We start from the raw sequence: 17587 nt of genomic DNA, 5'->3' as shown, positions 1-17587 counted from the left end.
ATCAGACTCTCACCTCCCTTCGTCTACTTGCAACCATGTAGATAAAGAAAGGTGCACCTACTAGGGCTGTGAAAATTCCAATCGGTAGTTCAGCATTTTGAATCAAAACGCGAGCAAAGACATCTGCCCAGACGACAAAGAGGGCGCCTAGTAAGGTTGCAATTGGAAAAAGCCTTCTATAATTTGTACCAACCAAACTTCGGGCCAAATGTGGTGTAATCAAACCGACAAAACCGATGATTCCACAAGTCGAAACTAGGACTGCCGTCATCACAGCTACAATCGTCACATAGAGATACCAATAAAAACGCAAGGGAATTCCCAAAGTCAAAGCCGCCTCATCTCCCATCATCATGGCATTGAAAACACGGTATTGGGAAGAGAAAAATAAAAAGGCGATTCCCACGATTATAGTTGGTAAGGTTAAGTGAGCCCATGAGGTCCCCGCTAAAGAACCCATGGTCCAAAACTTGATAGTCATAACGCTATCAGCATTGGCCCCAATAGAGATAATAAAGTTTGAAAAAGCCAAAAATAAGGCATTCACTACCGTACCCGATAAGATTAAGCTAGAAGTTGTCATCCTACCCTGCATAGATGCAATGAGAAGAACTGCAACTGTTGCTAAAATCGCTCCGAGGAAAGATCCTAGACCAATCATAACTTTAAATCCAAGAATAATACTCAAAGTTGCTCCAAAGGTTGCCCCGGCTGAAATTCCTAATACATAGGGCTCTGCTATTGGATTGTTGACAGTTGACTGCATGACACTACCACACATGGAAAGGCCTGCACCCACAATCAAAGCAAGAAAAACCCGTGGCAATCTCATATTCCAAACAATAGCAAGCGTAGACTTTGAAATGTCTCCTATCTCAAAAGGAGCCCCTAACTGACTCAAAATTATCCGATAGGTATCACTCAAACTAATTTGAACAGACCCCATAGAAACTGCCAGAAACAGAGAAATCCCCAAGGATCCTAACAGGATAGCTAGTAAAAAACAATATCTCAGGTTTTGATGGTTTCCATAAAATTTGGAAAGCATGAAACCCTCCTTTAACAAAAATTAAAAATTTAGACAATTTTCATAATTAGTATACCACATTTCTAAATCAGGAACAAGACTAGAAAAAAGCACACAAAAAAGCCCCCTGAAGTCAGAGAGCTTATTTGAGCTCGGGCTAAAATCCTAGTGAAAAAGATGAAACTCCTTGCGTTCATCGAACACTGTGTCCTTTCCCTATTTTCATACGGATTTTTAGCGCCCTTAGCATCATGATTCTTACTGGATAAAACGTTTATAGACTTGACGACAAGCCGAAGATTGTACAAAAATGTTAGTGAAACAAAAAATCTCCCCGAAGGGAGATCATTCTGGTTTATTTTACCTTACAGTGCTAGGAACCGTAACCGAAGATTATACTTGAGTATATCGAGGTAAGGTGACAACGCAATGTAAGTGGAAAATAAAGCAGATTAACGACGAAGTCCTAGAGAGTTGATCAACTCACGGTAACGGTTAACGTCGTTTTTACGCAAGTATGCAAGCAAGTTACGACGGCGACCGATTTTCTTCATCAATCCACGGTAAGTAGCGTGGTCTTTTTTGTGTTGTTTGATGTGTTCGTTAAGGTGGTTGATTTCCCAAGTAAGGACAGCAACTTGAACCTCTACTGAACCTGTATCACCTTCGTGACGTGCATATTGTGCAATGATTTCATTTTTTTTCTCTTTTGAGATTGCCATGATGTTTCTCCTTTTTATTTGGCTTCATCCGAGTGACAGGTTGGCATGCCTGTAACCAAGAAGAAGTTATTTGTCTTTACGACATTTCTTATTCTACCAAGAACTAAGTTCTTTGTCAACTGATTTACTGTTCTTACCGCAAAAGTGCTATAATAGTTATAGGAAGGATATCTAAGTTGACATCTTAAAAAGAGAGGTGATTACCATGCGTAAATTCTCGCAATATCTCCCCTGCTATCTGGTCATATTTTTCTTTTATTGGCCACTTTATGAGCTGTTATTATGGTCTATTACTGAAAATTATATCTTGAAGGAGCTCACCATCGGCAACGTTATTATCTTCTCTCCACTGGTGACTTTCATAGTATCACTATTCTACTCTTATCGTTTCAAGTTCTCAGTTTGGTGGTTAATTGGAGTTGGCTTGCTCTTTTGCTTTACCATCATTACTTTCGGAGAATTTATCCTTCTCTACTTCCTAGCCTATGAAATCTTTGCCCTCGCGGGTATGGCTGTCGGTGTAGCTATTAAGAATCTAGTGCAAAAACTGAAAAGGAAAAAACTTTCACAAAATCCTTGAAAAATCTCACAATCATGCTATAATAATGCATAGAGACAAGTCACTTAGCCCCTTTCTACCAGAGAGTGCGTGGTTGCTGAGAACGCATAGGAAGCCTAAACTGATACTACTCTACTGACTTTTATGCAAACATAAAACGGTGGCCACGTTAGAGCCAATCAGAGGTGTCCCTCTTTTTTGAGGAACATAAATGAAGGTGGAACCACGTTGCGACGTCCTTTTGAGGATGTCGCTTTTTTGTTTGGAGAACTATTATTACTGGCTTAGGATAGAATATAAACATAAATTGAATATGGAGGTTGATATGAAGAAAGCATTGCCCTGGGTAATTTTCTGTACCTTCCTTATAGTTTATGTGTGGCTAATGAAAACTCTCAGTCTATGGGGCTTGGAGTACATTGTTGTCTTTTCATTTTTTGCATTTGTTCCTCTTATACCATTTCTTGCTCCTTTTCTCGGTATCTTAATGTTTTTCAACAACAAGAAACTCGTTATAACAGGATATCTTTTAAGTCTTACTACTGGTATTTACTTGTTCAATGCTCTCAGAAGCTATCCAATTATGATATATATGACTGGCGAGATGACTGATGAACAATATATGTCTTTAATTCTTTCCTTGGTAAGTTATTTACTTATTTCAACAGTTTGTTTTATTTATAGGATGAAATTGTTAAAGTATCATTCAGTTAGATAAACAAATATAATTGTTCTTTATAACTAACCCATCTTTATTTCTTCAAACCTCTATTTTAAAATACGATAAATTTTTAAGGAGAAAACCATGATCAAAATTACTTTCCCAGATGGCGCTGTTCGTGAATTCGAATCTGGCGTTACAACTTTTGAAATTGCCCAATCCATCAGCAATTCCCTAGCTAAAAAAGCTCTTGCTGGTAAGTTTAACGGCAAATTGATTGACACCACTCGTGCTATTACTGAAGACGGAAGCATCGAAATCGTGACACCCGATCACGAAGATGCTCTTCCAATCTTGCGTCACTCAGCTGCTCACTTGTTCGCTCAAGCTGCTCGTCGCCTTTTCCCAGACATTCATTTGGGTGTCGGTCCAGCTATCGAAGATGGTTTCTACTACGATACAGATAACCAAGCTGGTCAAATCTCTAACGAAGACCTTCCTCGCATCGAAGAAGAAATGCAAAAAATCGTTAAAGAAAACTTCCCATCTATCCGTGAAGAAGTGACTAAAGACGAGGCGCGTGAAATCTTCAAGAACGACCCATATAAATTGGAATTGATTGAAGAACACTCTGAAGATGAAGGTGGTTTGACCATCTACCGTCAAGGTGAATATGTAGACCTTTGCCGTGGGCCACACGTCCCATCAACAGGCCGTATCCAAATCTTCCACCTTCTCAATGTAGCAGGTGCTTACTGGCGTGGAAATAGCGACAACGCTATGATGCAACGGATCTACGGTACAGCTTGGTTCGACAAGAAAGACTTGAAGAACTACCTTCAAATGCGTGAAGAAGCTAAGGAACGTGACCACCGTAAACTTGGTAAAGAGCTTGATCTCTTCATGATTTCTCAAGAAGTTGGTCAAGGTCTTCCATTCTGGTTGCCAAATGGTGCCACTATCCGTCGTGAATTGGAACGCTATATCGTCGACAAAGAGTTGGCTTCTGGCTACCAACACGTATACACTCCACCACTTGCTTCTGTAGAGCTTTACAAGACTTCTGGTCACTGGGATCATTACCAAGAAGATATGTTCCCAACTATGGACATGGGTGACGGTGAAGAATTCGTTCTTCGTCCAATGAACTGCCCACACCACATCCAAGTCTTTAAACACCATGTACACTCATACCGTGAGTTGCCAATCCGTATCGCTGAAATCGGGATGATGCACCGCTATGAGAAATCAGGTGCTTTGACTGGTCTTCAGCGTGTGCGTGAAATGTCTCTTAACGACGGTCACCTCTTTGTGACTCCAGAACAAATCCAAGAAGAATTCCAACGTGCCCTTCAGTTGATTATTGATGTATATGGGGACTTCAACCTAAACGAATACCGCTTCCGCCTCTCTCTTCGTGACCCTCAAGATACTCACAAATACTTTGATAACGATGAGATGTGGGAAAATGCTCAAACTATGCTTCGTGCAGCCCTTGACGAGATGGGCGTGGATTACTTTGAGGCTGAAGGGGAAGCTGCCTTCTACGGACCAAAATTGGACATCCAGGTGAAGACAGCCCTTGGTAAAGAAGAAACCCTTTCTACCATCCAGCTTGACTTCTTGCTTCCAGAACGCTTCGACCTTAAATACATCGGAGCTGATGGTGAAGAACATCGCCCAGTTATGATTCACCGTGGTGTTATCTCAACCATGGAACGCTTTACAGCTATCTTGATTGAAAACTACAAAGGTGCTTTCCCAACTTGGCTTGCACCTCACCAAGTGACTCTTATCCCAGTTTCTAACGAAAAACACGTAGACTACGCATGGGAAGTAGCTAAGAAACTCCGTGACCGTGGTGTTCGTGCCGATGTGGATGAACGCAATGAAAAAATGCAGTTCAAGATCCGTGCTTCTCAAACTAGCAAGATTCCTTACCAATTGATCGTTGGTGACAAGGAAATGGAAGATAGAACTGTCAACGTTCGTCGCTATGGACAAAAAGAAACAAACACTGTGTCAGTAGATGAGTTTGTAGCAGCTATCCTAGCTGATATCGCCAACAAATCTCGTGTTGAGAAATAAAACGATCACAGTCTGAGAAATATTTTTCAGTAAGAAAAAGCAACAACTGAAATAGTTGTTGCTTTTTATATTTTATTTAACCTGAGTTAGTAGTGATTGATCAAACCACCACAAATAGTATTCTCATCAACAATCCTTTCTATCCATTAACTTTTGGATATAGGATATCCTCCCAAGATTTGCTTCCATGAGTTAGATAAGTTGACTATCCTCAGTCCTTGTCTGCCTCAATTTCTTTTACGATATCATCTTGTGAATCTTTTTCAGAGAGTTTTTGATCGATATACTTGTCAATGTTTTCGTAAAATTCCTTGATCGTCTCACTATCTAATTTTGCCGAATTGTTGAATTGCTTGACTTTCAATTGAACAGATTGAATCCCGTAAGAGGCTTGTTTTTGGCGAATAGTTTCTAATTCTTCTTCTGAAATCGGACCTCCAACAACCGTCAAGACTAATTCATTGCTACTTGACTTGTAGACTTGATTAATGACCGTATGATTGGCGAACTCATTTTCTACAAACTGTTTGATCCCTTCTTTTCGCGCTTGATCCATCGTCAGAGTGACTGCTGAATAGCTGGCTGGAAGGACCAACAATACAATCAAGGATATCAACCCAATTCTCATTTTAATGCTTAGCTCATTAAATGAACTTAAGGGAGATTTTCTCATAAAAATTCTTGTTCCAACAATGTTGATTAGCATGATAAAGACACAGTTGATCAAGAAAAGATAAAGGGCCCCAAATAAAAATCGTACATTTCCATTAGCTAAACCATATCCTGCAGTGCAGATAGGTGGCATCAGAGCTGTTGCGATGGCTACTCCTGGTACGATATTGTTTGCTTCTTTTTTCCTTGAACCAATGAAACCTGCTATCCCACCAGCAATAGCAATGAGAACATCCCAAATGGTTGGAGAGGTTCGTGCAATCAACTCGCTACTTGCATAAGATAAGGGAGAAATCCAGAAATACAGAGTCGATACAAGCAAACTGACCAATACTTGAGTAAATAAAACCTGTAGAGATTGCTTGATTAAACGCGTATCAAAAATAGCTAAACCAAACCCCAGTCCAACAATCGGTGTCATAAGAGGGGAAATCAGCATGGCTCCAATAACGACAGCTGTTGAATTCATATTTAGACCTATAGAGGCAATAAAAATCGAACACATCAAAATCAGTGTATCTCTCAATCGAACATGAAGGTCATCGTATAATTTCTCACGGTATTCCCGTGTTGAATAATTGGCAGTCATTTGTCCTCTCCTCTTTCCTTATTTAAATCGGTATAATAATTAATAATAACAGCTGATAAACAGCCAAAAAATATGAGCCCATAAATCGTCAAGAAGACACTGGTAATCCTTCCAATCAAGGTCACAGCTAGGAGATCCCCGTAGCCGACAGTCGTCGAAGTCACAAAAGCATACCAAAGACCGTCTCCGTAATTTGTGATAGCAGGTTCAACTAGGAAAAGCACGCCTCCTGACCCAAAAACAAAGGTCACAAAACTCAGAGCAAACCGAGTAAAACCCGTAACCTGTATAATATGCCATAACATTTTTAAACGTCTCATTTGTTCTCCTTATTCATACTAGCTCCTGACCGAGCCGTTTTTTCCAATAATCAAAGTGAAGATAGGACATGATCTCCATCAGAGAAAGATAGACAAACTGATAGATCTGATTTAAGCTGATTATCAACTGATATTGTTTGAAAAATGACTGGAAGAAAGACCAGATATGACTGTCTTGAATCAGTCCCTTCTTAACATTATATCAAAAATTTTACAGTCTTTCTCTGAAGAAATCAATTAATTTAAAAGATAGAGAAAGGAAGAAATTTTTGTATCCTTATCCGAAGAAGAAAAACGATATCTCCTCTGAAAGTAGATACCGTTTTAATGTTTAAACATGATGAGTTTGTAGCAACAATCCTAGCTGATCTCGCCAACAAATCAAGTGTTGAGAAATAAGAGATAAAACCTGGTACAAAATCCTAGCTAGCTAAAAAGAGAGTGGGACAGAAATCGTTAATTCGTTAGAATTCGATTTCGTCGTCCCACCTCCGCACAGTTGAGTAGGGCTGTAAAAGCTGATGAAATCAGCGTAGTAGAGCCCACTCAACCACTGCGTCTTACTCGACAATCCAAAGACAATTGAGAGGCTAGGATTTCTGTCCCACTCTCTTTTTTGATGTTTCTGTTTTTACATTTGAACAATTCTACGATAGCTTCTTGAAGTAATCATAAAGATAAGTACGTAGATGAGGGTAAAGATACCACAAATAGAAAGTGTTACACTTAACATCATAGCTGTATCTACTACCCCAATGACCTTAAGAATCAAACTTAACATATGATAGGCAAAAGCCAAGTGTAGGAAAGCAAAGATTACAGGGAGGAAGAAAACAGTCAAGACCTGCTTGTTAATGGTTTGTTTGATTTGTTTTTGATCCAAGCCCACTTTTTGTAGGATGACAAAGCGTTCACGATCCTCATAACCTTCTGAGATTTGTTTATAGTAGATAACGAGTACAGTTCCAATCATAAAGATGATAGAGAGGAAAATACCAATAAAGAGAACTCCTCCAAAGAGAGCATTCATTTGGGCAATTGCGTCACTTGCAGTGCCTCCACCATAAACCATGCCGTCTTCATTTTTGAGATTATGACTAAAATTATTTACAAACTCCTCAAAATCATCAGATAGCTTTAACTGTTCCTCTAGACTAGCAGTTACATCCATACCACCGTAGAACTGAGTGTAGACAGCGGAATCCTGGTACTGTTCCAAAAAACTTTGAATATCAGCTACTACAAGATAGTTATAATCCGATACCAATAGTACATAGGGATTGGAAACATGATTGGCAATAAAATCCTGCTGGATTGCTTCCTTGATCGTATAGTCCTGATTGTTCAGACTAAATGCTTTCTGATCTTTAAGTTGGTCATTTCGAGCCCAAAGTCCTACTTCGTTACCAGTAAGGTTTAGCTTTTGTCCAGTCATTTTTTCATAATCTTTTTGATCAAAAACCAGGAAGACTGTCTTAGGCATGACATTGTTTTGCCCTTTTTCAAAGATGGTTAATTTGGTCCCGTCTTGACTCGAAAGACCGAAACTTGCATAACTGAGGACGTCCTTATTGCTGATGGTTAGGTTCTTTTCACTAGCGTATTGAGTCAAAAGCTTATCTAAATCTTCAACTTCTACATGTTGTCCCTTAACATCAAAATCGTGAGGATACATGAGTTTTTTCATATTCTCAGATCCGTTGTAGATACTAGTAGCTGCAGACATAGTAACCAAAACCATGGTTGAAAGGATGGCAATGGTTGCTAATCCGACAGCATTTTTCTTCATACGAAAGATAAGGTTAGAAACAGAGATGAGGTTGTTGGGTTGGTAGTAATATCCCTTATTTTTCTTGAGCAACTGTAAGAAAACTGTAATACCAGCATTGAATAAGAGATAGGTCCCTACAATAACTAACATAACCGCAATAAAGAAAGTAGCGACAGCTTTGAAAGCATCTGTTACGCTTAGAGCTAGATAGTATCCACTTCCTAGAGCTATTAGCCCTACAAGTGTCTGAAGAACTAGGAAACGCCCCTTCTTCTCACCCTTCGCTTTTTCTCTAGAAAGCTGGAGAGCATCCATACGGATAATGCGTACAGCGTTCAGGAAAACGATGACTAAAAAGATAAAACCGAATACCAGAAGGATTGAAAGCACTACGGACCATTGGAAAGTTGCAACTAGCTCCACCTTCATCTTTGCAAGTTTAAGTAGTAAAGCGAAAATCAGATTATCAAAGAGGGCACCAATTCCAATCCCGGCAGTGACTGTTACTAGCCCAAATATCAAGAGTTCCTTAAAGGTCATACCAATTAAATGGCGCTTTTCTAAGCCCAACATGCCATATACACCCAGTTCTTTGGAGCGATTTTTCATGACAAAACTGTTGGCATAAAGCACAATAATGGCAGATGCAAGTGTCACAACGACAAGCCCTAGTTGTAGGGTAAATTGTATAGCAGATGCACCACGTAAATCCACAATTTTAGGATTAAAGGCTAGAGAGTAAAAGAGATAGCTAATTGTGACTGCCAAAATGACAGACAAAGCAAACGGATAATAGAGTTTGCGGTTTTTAATTAAGTTGGATATGGCCAACTTATTGGTTAATCGAAACATACTAGTTCACCTCACTTGCCATAACAGTCAAGGTGTCAGAGATTTCTTGGAACATCTGACGATCCGTCTTTTCACCACGGTAGATTTGATTATAGAGAATACCGTCCTTGATGAAAAGAACACGTTTTGCACGGCTAGCCGCAGCTGTTGAGTGGGTCACCATGAGAATGGTTTGCCCTTGCTCGTTGATCTGATCAAAGATATCAAGGAGGGCTGCAGATGATTTAGAGTCTAGGGCACCAGTTGGCTCGTCCGCAAGAAGAATTTCTGGTTCTGTGATGATAGCCCGTGCAACTGCTACCCTTTGTTTTTGCCCTCCAGAGATTTCATAAGGGTACTTCTCCTGCAATTGATTGATGCCAAGATTTTCGGCCGTCACGACCAATTTTTTCATCATTTCTGTAATAGGCTTTCTAGACAATACCAAAGGGAGTAAGATATTGTCTTTAACAGAAAGCGTATCTAACAAATTGAAGTCTTGGAAGACAAAGCCTAACTTTTCACGACGGAAGCTTGATGCTTCAGAATTTTTAATGGTAGCTGTGTCAGTTCCATTTAGGAAGACCTGGCCACGCGTTGGCTTGTCAAGCATAGCAAGAATATTCAATAGAGTAGATTTACCAGATCCAGACTCACCCATGATAGCAACGTAGTCGCCTTTTTCAACGGTAAAGTGAATATCTTTCAGAGCTTCTACTTGATTGCCTTGAAAGCGAGTTTTATAAATCTTTTGAACGTGTTTTACATCTAATAGTGTCATTTTAACTTCTCCTTTTTAATATCCCATTAATTGAAACTGAGCTTGCATCATTTCGATGCCGATTTGAACTCGCTCGATTTCCTTTGGACTCGGCTTACTTGTTTGTTTCTTTTGTAAAATTGTTTTCATGGTTTCTCTCCTTTTTCTTTATGCTCTAAGTTTACTCCAAAAAAAGGTGGCTTGCCATAACATAACCTTACAAAAGAGGCCTTTAATCTTACATTTTTGTAAGATTACATTTTTAAATAATTGAAGCCTTTTTCTCACTATATCAAGGTCTAAAGAAGAGCTTGAAAGGTTTCTTCCAAGCTCTTCACAATTCTTTTCATTCAATCAGTAAATCCACTTCAGAGAACTTAATCCTCACAGTTGTTCCTTGCCCAAGTTCGGATTCTATTTGAATCTGATGTCCTAATTCTTGGCTGATTTTCTGGGTTAGATAGAGTCCAAGTCCAGATGACTGCTGGGTCATTCGACCATTATATCCTGAAAATCCACGTTCAAAGACTCGCAACCGATCACTGTTTTTGATACCAATACCAGTATCTTTGATGCAAAGGTCTGAACCTTCCATGTAGATTTCAACCCCACCTTCATTTGTGTACTTGAGGCTATTTGACAGGATTTGTTCAATGACTACCAACAGCCATTTTTTATCCGTCACAATCCTTCTATCCAAGTCATGCAGATCGACACTTAGGCCTTTCTGGATAAAGAAAATGGCATATTTGCGAATGACTTCCTTGACTAGATCTTCTAAATTTTCTTTCTTCAACACCAAATCATCATGGAAGCTTTCTAAGCGTAGATATTGGAGAACGAGGTTGGTATAGGAATCAATCTTAAAAATTTCCTGTTCCAACTGTTGCTTCAGTTGGCGATCCTCCACCTCACTCACTAGGAGTTTACTGGCTGCAATTGGTGTTTTTATCTGATGAACCCAGAGTGTATAGTAGTCCACCAAATCATTATAGCGGTTTTCAGCATCTGATTTCTTTTGATAGAGTTCAGATTCGCTTTTCTCTAATTTTTCAGTTAGAAGGACTTCCATTGGTGACTTAGCTTTTCTTTCGCCATAGAGCAATTCCTTACGATAACGTTGCAATTCTATCAAGAAATCAAATACCAAAAACAAAAGTGTCAAAAATGTAGATAGAAAGAAGAAATAGTTAAAGTAGGGCACTTGGTTATCAAACAAGATTTCAAAGAGAAAAAGCAAACCTGTAAGCGATAGAATAAAAGCAAAAAAACGGCTACGCGAACGGATATAAGCTAGAAAAAAACTTTTAAGTTCAAGCATGTTTCAATCCATACCCTATCCCTTTCTTAGTTTCGATAAAACCAATCAAACCTTCTTCCTCCAGTTTCTTGCGCAAGCGAGCGACATTAACAGATAAGGTATTGTCATCGATAAAAAAGTCACTGTTCCAGAGTTCCCGCATCAAATCATCACGCGCTACGATATTTCCAGCATGCTCAAATAAAACTCGCAAAATCTGAAATTCATTCTTTGTTAAACTGATAGCTTTGCCATTGACATGCACATCCATAGACTTGGTATTGAGAATAACTCCTGCATATTCTAGGAGACTTTCATCCCTTCCAAATTCATAAGAGCGGCGCAATAATCCTTGTACCTTAGCTAAAAGGACCTGCTGGTCAAAAGGCTTGGTCACAAAATCGTCTGCTCCCATATTAATAGCCATCACGATGTCCATAGCCTGATCTCTTGAAGACAGAAACATAATAGGAACTTTGGAAATCTTGCGAATTTCCTGACACCAATGATAACCATTAAAGAGAGGCAATCCAATATCCATCAGGACCAGATGAGGCTCAGACTGAACAAATAACGTCAGAACTTCCATAAAGTCTTCTACCATGACTACTTCAAATCCCCATTCGGAGAGCATTTTCCCAACTTGCTGACGGATTACTGGATCATCTTCTACTAGTAAAATCTTATGCATCTGCTCCTCCTTTTTTATATTATAGCAAAATTCTTCTGACTACTAGCGAAATTGATGCAAATCTGATATGATAAAAGTTAAGAAAGGAATTCTCATGGCCAATATTTTTGACTATCTAACTGATGTTCAATACGATTCTTTTTATGATCTTCCCTTAAATGAACTGGATGTACTTGCTTTGACAAAGCTGACCTATCTTCCTTTTGATAACCTATTGGACCAGCCTGTCAATCGTTTAAGCGATGTCGCAACACGTGTCCCTCGAGAAAGTACCATGCTGACCAATAAAGAACGTCTGCAACTTTTAGACCAGCTTGCCCAACACAAACGTTTTAGAAATTGCAAACTATCCAACTTTATTAACGAGATTGACACTGAGCAACAGAAACAGTTCGCTGCTATGACCTATCGTCTGAACCTAGATACTTATCTAATTGTCTTTCGTGGCACAGACGACAGTATTATTGGCTGGAAGGAAGATTTCCATATGACCTATATGAAGGAAATCCCTGCCCAAAAGGATGCTCTTGAATACTTGGAAGATTTCTTTAAACAATATCCAAAACAAAAAGTACTTCTTGCTGGGCATTCTAAGGGTGGGAATCTAGCCGTCTTTGCTGCTAGTCAAATCCAGCCTGAATTGCAGGAAAAGATATCAGCAGTTTATACCTACGATGCTCCTGGTTTGCAGGCTCATCTGACAGAAACGACTGGTTATCAAGATGTTATCCCTAAATTTCACCGTTATGTCCCACAAGGTTCTGTCATCGGCATGATGCTTGAAGTGCCTGATACTCCTACCGTCGTCAAATCTACGGCTCTCGGTGGAATCGCTCAACACAATACCTTTAGCTGGCTAACTGAAGGACACCACTTTGTCCAACTAGAGGAAATTAGTAGCGAAAGTCTCCAAATCAAAGACGCTCTTAAAGAATGGGTGGACAGTGTGCCCGATGAAGAACTAGAGCTCTACTTTGATCTCTTTTTCGGAACCATACTAGAATCTGGAATCACTTCCATCAATGATTTATCTTCTAGAAATGCTATTGACCATGTTCGACAACTTGTTTCTCAAGCCCAGACACTGGAGCCCGAGCAAGTTGAAATTTTAAAAAACCTGACACAACTCCTACTGGATGCACGCTTCCAAGCCTGGAAAAATCATTTTTAAAAAGTTAAAAGTCCCTTCCTTTATGGAGGGACTTTCTTGTTGATTCCTTATTTTATGCTTCTGTGTTATACTAGAAACTGTAAATCTATGAAAGAGGAAATCCTATGAAAATCCATAAAACTGTGAATCCTATCGCCTATGAAAATACTTATTATCTCGAAGGAGAGCAACACCTGATTGTAGTCGATCCTGGTAGCAACTGGGAGGCCATTCGCAAGACTATCGAAACCATCAACAAACCGGTCTGTGCCATTCTTCTGACCCACACTCACTACGACCATATTATGAGTATTGACCTAGTTAGAGATACTTTTGGAAATCCTCCAGTCTATGTAGCAGAAAGTGAAGCTTCTTGGCTCTATACCCCTGTTGATAATCTCTCTGGGCTCCCTCGACACGACGATATGGCAGATGTCGTGTGTAGACCAGCTGAACACACCTTTGTCTTTCATGAAGAATACCAGATTGAAGAATTCCGCTTTACAGTCTTACCAACGCCAGGCCACTCTATCGGTGGAGTTTCATTGGTTTTCCCAGATGGACACTTAGTCTTAACGGGAGATGCCCTTTTCCGAGAAACCATTGGTCGGACAGATTTGCCAACTGGTAGTATGGAACAACTCCTTCATAGTGTCCAAACCCAGCTCTTTACTCTCCCAAACTACGATGTCTATCCAGGGCACGGACCTTCTACTACCATCGCTCACGAAAAAACCTTCAATCCATTTTTCTAAAACATAAAAACCAAGGACAATCATCCTTGGTTTTTGTATTACCAAATAATCACACGGTCTTCTGGTGCACGCCACATTCCGTCGCCTTCTTTGACATCATAGGTTGTAAAGAAGTCATCGAAGTTTGGCACTTGGACGTTAACACGGAGTTTAGCTGGCGCGTGTACGTCAACGCTAGCCATGAGTTTCATCAACTCTGGGCGGCCTTTCATACGCCAGATACGAGCAAAGTTATGGAAGAACTCTTCAGCTGAGAAATCTGGCTCTCTCTTAGCAGCTTCTAGCGCTGCAGCGATTCCTCCAAGGTCGGCAACGTTTTCGGATACAGTTAATTTCCCATTGATTTTTGCACCGTAAGATTCTTGGCCATCAAACTGTTCGATAACCTTCTGTGTTTTTTCTTTAAAGGCTGCGTAGTCGCTCTCAGTCCACCAATCCTTGAGACTTCCATTTTCATCAAAGGAAGCTCCATTAGTATCAAAGGCGTGAGAAATTTCATGGGCGATAACTGCACCAATACCACCATAGTTGGCAGAAGATGACTGATGCAAGTCATAGAATGGTGCCTGTAAGATAGCAGCTGGGAAGACAATCAAGTTCTTTTGTGGATTGTAGTAGGCATTGACCATATGAGCAGGCATTCCCCACTCCTTGTAATCAACCGGCTGATTCCACTTGCTCCAACTGTGCTTGATTTCCACACGCGCAAAGGCTAGAGCATTCTCAAAGAGACTAGCAGATTTATCTACAACCTTGTCCTTATAGCGGGCTGGCAGTTCTTCTGGATAACCGATATAAGGCTTGATGACATTGAGTTTGACGATGGCTTTTTCTCGAGTTTCAGGAGTCAGCCAGTCATTTTTAGCCAAACGCTCCTTATAAACATCAATCATGGTCGCCACTTTTTTCTCTACGTCTGCCTTGGCTTCTGGAGAGAATTTTTCGTGGGCATACCAAAGACCCAGGGCTTGTTTGAATGGTCCTTGAGCTAAATGGTAAGCTGCCTTGCGCTTGTCTTGAGCCTCTGGAACTCCTGAAAGAGCTCGGCCGTAGGCACCTGACAAGATACGAATCTCATCTGTCAAATAGCTCGTTGAAAGATTAACCACACTCAAGATCAAGCTTGCTTTGAGTAGAGGCCAAGCTTCTTCACTATAGAATTGCTCTGCTGCTTGCCAGAAACGTTCTTCATCTACGATAACCTTATCTGGAGTTTGTCCAATCACAGCTTGGAAGAAGTCATCGAGAGGTAGGGCAGGTGCAAACTTTTTGAAATCTTCATAAGAATAAGGATGGTAAAGTTTGGCATACTCTGAAGTCTCTTCGTTTGAAAGTACGACAGCTGCGATACGGCGGTCCAATTCCAATCGTTTCTCTAGCAAATCTGCGATTTCTTCATCTGAGAAGTTATAGGCTTTGAGGAGATTAGCAGTACTTTCTTTCCAAAGATTCAATAATTCCTCACGCTGTGGATGGTCTTCCGCATAGTAGGTCGTATCTGGCAAGATTGTTCCTGGAGCACTAGCCCAAAGAACATTGGTTCTAGCATCCATAAAGTCTGGTGATACACCAAATGGAAGGAAGTTTGGTTTACCAGCTAATTCAAACTCTGCTAGCTTTCTTGTAAAGTCCGCGAAGCTCTCCAAATCTTGGTATTCCTTAAGCATAGGAAGGACTGGCTTGATGCCATCAGCTTCTCGCTTGTCGAAATCTCTGACCATACGATGGTATTTGACAAAGTTTGCTAGGATGGGATCTTCAGGAACATCTTCTCCAGCCAACCACTTGTCAGTTGTTGTTAGCATCAAGTCTTCGATTTCTTCATCAAGGTCGATAAAACCACCTGTTCGCGATTTGTCAGCTGGAATGACCGCAGTCTTTTCCCACTCACCATTTATGGCATCATAAAAATCATCTTGATATCGTGTCATCTTGTTCTCGCTTTCATTTTTCACTTATTCTTAGCTTAGCAAAAATCCCTGGGGAATGCAATTAAAAATGCCGTCTCTTACTGATCGATTTCATCATTAATATTTTAAATTTTTACCAAAATTAACTTGACTTAAAAATAAAATTAAGGTATATTAAAATCCAGGAGGAATACAACTGTATGATACGTATCGAAAACCTCAGTGTCTCCTACAAAGAAACGTTGGCACTTAAGGATATTTCACTAGTGCTCCAAGGACCAACGATTACCGGAATTATTGGTCCAAACGGCGCCGGGAAATCAACATTATTAAAAGGTATGCTGGGCATTATCCCACATGAAGGACATGCTTTTATCGAAGATAAAGAAATGAAAAAATCTCTTAAGAAAGTTGCCTATGTCGAGCAAAAAATTCATATCGACTACAACTTCCCTATCAAGGTAAAAGAATGTGTCTCTCTGGGACTCTATCCATCCATTCCACTCTTTCACACTTTAAAAGCAAACCACTGGCAAAAGGTGGCTGAAGCACTAGAAATTGTTGGACTTTCTGACTACGCAGATCGTCAGATTAGTCAACTCTCTGGTGGCCAATTCCAGCGTGTCTTGATTGCCCGTTGTCTAGTTCAAGATGCTGATTATATTCTCTTAGACGAGCCCTTTGTGGGGATTGACTCTGTCAGTGAAGAGATCATCATGAACACGCTGAGAGAACTTAAAAAAGCTGGCAAGACTGTCCTTATCGTTCACCATGACCTCGGCAAGGTTGCCCATTATTTTGACCAGGTACTCCTTCTCAACAAGGAGCTAATTGCCTTTGGTCCAACAAAGGAGACCTTCACCCAAGCCAATCTCAAACAAGCTTATGGTGACCGACTCTTTTTCAATGGAGGTGACCTATGATTGCAGAATTTATAGATGGATTGCAGAACTTCCACTTTCTCCAAAATGCCTTGATTACAGCTGTTGTGATTGGTATTGTTGCTGGAGCGGTCGGATGCTTTATCATTCTCCGTGGTATGTCCCTTATGGGAGATGCTATCTCGCACGCTGTCTTACCTGGTGTAGCTCTTTCTTTTATTTTAGGAATTGACTTCTTTATTGGTGCTATCATCTTTGGACTGCTTGCCTCTGTCATCATCACCTACATCAAGGGGAACTCTATTATCAAGAGTGACACTGCCATTGGGATTACCTTTTCATCTTTATTGGCTCTGGGCATTATCTTGATTAGTGTGGCTAAAAGCTCGACTGACCTCTTCCATATTCTCTTTGGGAATATCTTAGCTGTGCAAGACATAGACATGTATATTACCATCGGTATGGGAGCTCTCATTCTATTGATTATCGGGATTTTCTTCAAGCAACTCTTGATTACATCCTTTGATGAACTCCTAGCCAAGGCTATGGGGATGCCTGTTAATTTCTACCACTATCTACTCATGATACTCTTGACTTTGGTGTCAGTGACTGCTATGCAAAGTGTCGGAACCATCCTTATCGTAGCCATGCTGATTACTCCAGCCGCGACAGCTTATCTTTACGCCAATAGTCTAAAGACCATGATTTTTCTTTCATCAGGCTTGGGAGCTCTAGCTTCTGTCTTGGGACTTTTTATCGGTTATAGCTTTAACCTGGCTGCAGGTTCAAGTATCGTGCTGACATCTGCAAGTTTCTTTCTCATCAGTTTCTTTATCGCACCAAAACAACGTTATCTGAAGCTGAAAAATAAAAAAATCAAACAATAATGAGGGAGCCCCT

At 40.2% G+C, this 17587-nt stretch carries 16 protein-coding genes; 7 read left to right on the top strand and 9 right to left on the bottom strand.

The genetic code is table 11. The features are described 5' to 3' along the window. Position 1 precedes the first annotated feature (1 nt). The gene (locus O3643_RS06240) at positions 2–1048 is read right to left on the bottom strand and encodes a FecCD family ABC transporter permease (RefSeq protein ID WP_371500598.1); all 1047 of its coding nucleotides are present in this window, start codon (positions 1046–1048) and stop codon (positions 2–4) included. Between the two features lie 431 nt (positions 1049–1479). Next, a complete protein-coding gene (gene rpsO, locus O3643_RS06235) occupies positions 1480–1749 on the bottom strand; it encodes a 30S ribosomal protein S15 (RefSeq protein WP_001018251.1) in 270 nt (89 codons plus the stop codon). A 205-nt stretch (positions 1750–1954) separates the two neighbouring features. Here rpsO and O3643_RS06230 point away from each other — a divergent pair, with 205 nt between their 5' ends. From O3643_RS06230 to thrS, 3 genes are all read left to right on the top strand, one after another. Then, positions 1955–2329: a hypothetical protein gene (locus tag O3643_RS06230; RefSeq protein ID WP_371500596.1), complete on the top strand. Its 375-nt coding sequence runs from the start codon at positions 1955–1957 to the stop codon at positions 2327–2329. A 292-nt stretch (positions 2330–2621) separates the two neighbouring features. Continuing rightward, positions 2622–3026, top strand: a complete 405-nt coding sequence (locus O3643_RS06225; protein ID WP_371500594.1) for a hypothetical protein — start codon at positions 2622–2624, stop codon at positions 3024–3026. Between the two features lie 87 nt (positions 3027–3113). Continuing rightward, the gene (thrS, locus tag O3643_RS06220) at positions 3114–5057 is read left to right on the top strand and encodes a threonine--tRNA ligase (protein WP_371500592.1); all 1944 of its coding nucleotides are present in this window, start codon (positions 3114–3116) and stop codon (positions 5055–5057) included. Between the two features lie 211 nt (positions 5058–5268). Here the strand turns inward: thrS and O3643_RS06215 are convergent, their stop codons facing one another. The 6 genes from O3643_RS06215 to O3643_RS06190 form a co-directional block, all read right to left on the bottom strand. Then, entirely contained in the window at positions 5269–6318 is a 1050-nt protein-coding gene (locus O3643_RS06215; RefSeq protein ID WP_371500590.1) for a DUF389 domain-containing protein, read from the bottom strand. Next, complete coding sequence (locus O3643_RS06210) at positions 6315–6638, bottom strand: potassium channel family protein (protein WP_001253404.1); 324 nt, start codon at positions 6636–6638, stop codon at positions 6315–6317. Before O3643_RS06210 ends, O3643_RS06215 begins: the two co-directional genes overlap by 4 nt. 631 nt (positions 6639–7269) lie before the next feature. Continuing rightward, entirely contained in the window at positions 7270–9261 is a 1992-nt protein-coding gene (locus O3643_RS06205; protein WP_371500588.1) for an ABC transporter permease, read from the bottom strand. A gap of 1 nt (position 9262) precedes the next feature. Further along, a complete protein-coding gene (locus O3643_RS06200; RefSeq protein ID WP_006152604.1) occupies positions 9263–10021 on the bottom strand; it encodes an ABC transporter ATP-binding protein in 759 nt (252 codons plus the stop codon). A gap of 325 nt (positions 10022–10346) precedes the next feature. Beyond that, positions 10347–11321 (bottom strand): sensor histidine kinase, encoded by a 975-nt coding sequence (locus O3643_RS06195; RefSeq protein ID WP_371500586.1) that lies wholly within the window; start codon positions 11319–11321, stop codon positions 10347–10349. Continuing rightward, entirely contained in the window at positions 11314–11991 is a 678-nt protein-coding gene (locus O3643_RS06190; protein WP_000548968.1) for a response regulator transcription factor, read from the bottom strand. Before O3643_RS06190 ends, O3643_RS06195 begins: the two co-directional genes overlap by 8 nt. Positions 11992–12085: 94 nt before the next feature. Between O3643_RS06190 and O3643_RS06185 the strand changes: the two genes are divergently transcribed. Together O3643_RS06185 and O3643_RS06180 are read left to right on the top strand one after the other, a co-directional pair. Further along, positions 12086–13162: a DUF2974 domain-containing protein gene (locus O3643_RS06185; RefSeq protein ID WP_371500757.1), complete on the top strand. Its 1077-nt coding sequence runs from the start codon at positions 12086–12088 to the stop codon at positions 13160–13162. Between the two features lie 104 nt (positions 13163–13266). Next, positions 13267–13896, top strand: a complete 630-nt coding sequence (locus O3643_RS06180; protein WP_371500584.1) for an MBL fold metallo-hydrolase — start codon at positions 13267–13269, stop codon at positions 13894–13896. A gap of 38 nt (positions 13897–13934) precedes the next feature. Here the strand turns inward: O3643_RS06180 and O3643_RS06175 are convergent, their stop codons facing one another. Beyond that, entirely contained in the window at positions 13935–15827 is a 1893-nt protein-coding gene (locus tag O3643_RS06175; RefSeq protein ID WP_371500582.1) for a M13 family metallopeptidase, read from the bottom strand. A 179-nt stretch (positions 15828–16006) separates the two neighbouring features. Here O3643_RS06175 and O3643_RS06170 point away from each other — a divergent pair, with 179 nt between their 5' ends. Together O3643_RS06170 and O3643_RS06165 are read left to right on the top strand one after the other, a co-directional pair. Beyond that, positions 16007–16729, top strand: a complete 723-nt coding sequence (locus O3643_RS06170) for a metal ABC transporter ATP-binding protein (RefSeq protein ID WP_006152594.1) — start codon at positions 16007–16009, stop codon at positions 16727–16729. Beyond that, positions 16726–17574 (top strand): metal ABC transporter permease, encoded by an 849-nt coding sequence (locus O3643_RS06165; RefSeq protein WP_004251242.1) that lies wholly within the window; start codon positions 16726–16728, stop codon positions 17572–17574. The genes O3643_RS06170 and O3643_RS06165 overlap by 4 nt, the downstream gene beginning before the upstream one ends. Positions 17575–17587: the final 13 nt, after the last annotated feature.

The organism is Streptococcus sp. 20925_1_44 (assembly GCF_041432435.1).
Lineage (GTDB): Bacteria > Bacillota > Bacilli > Lactobacillales > Streptococcaceae > Streptococcus > Streptococcus infantis.
The sequence above is the reverse complement of the archived record's forward strand: the minus strand, read 5'-3'. Positions and strand labels throughout refer to the sequence as shown.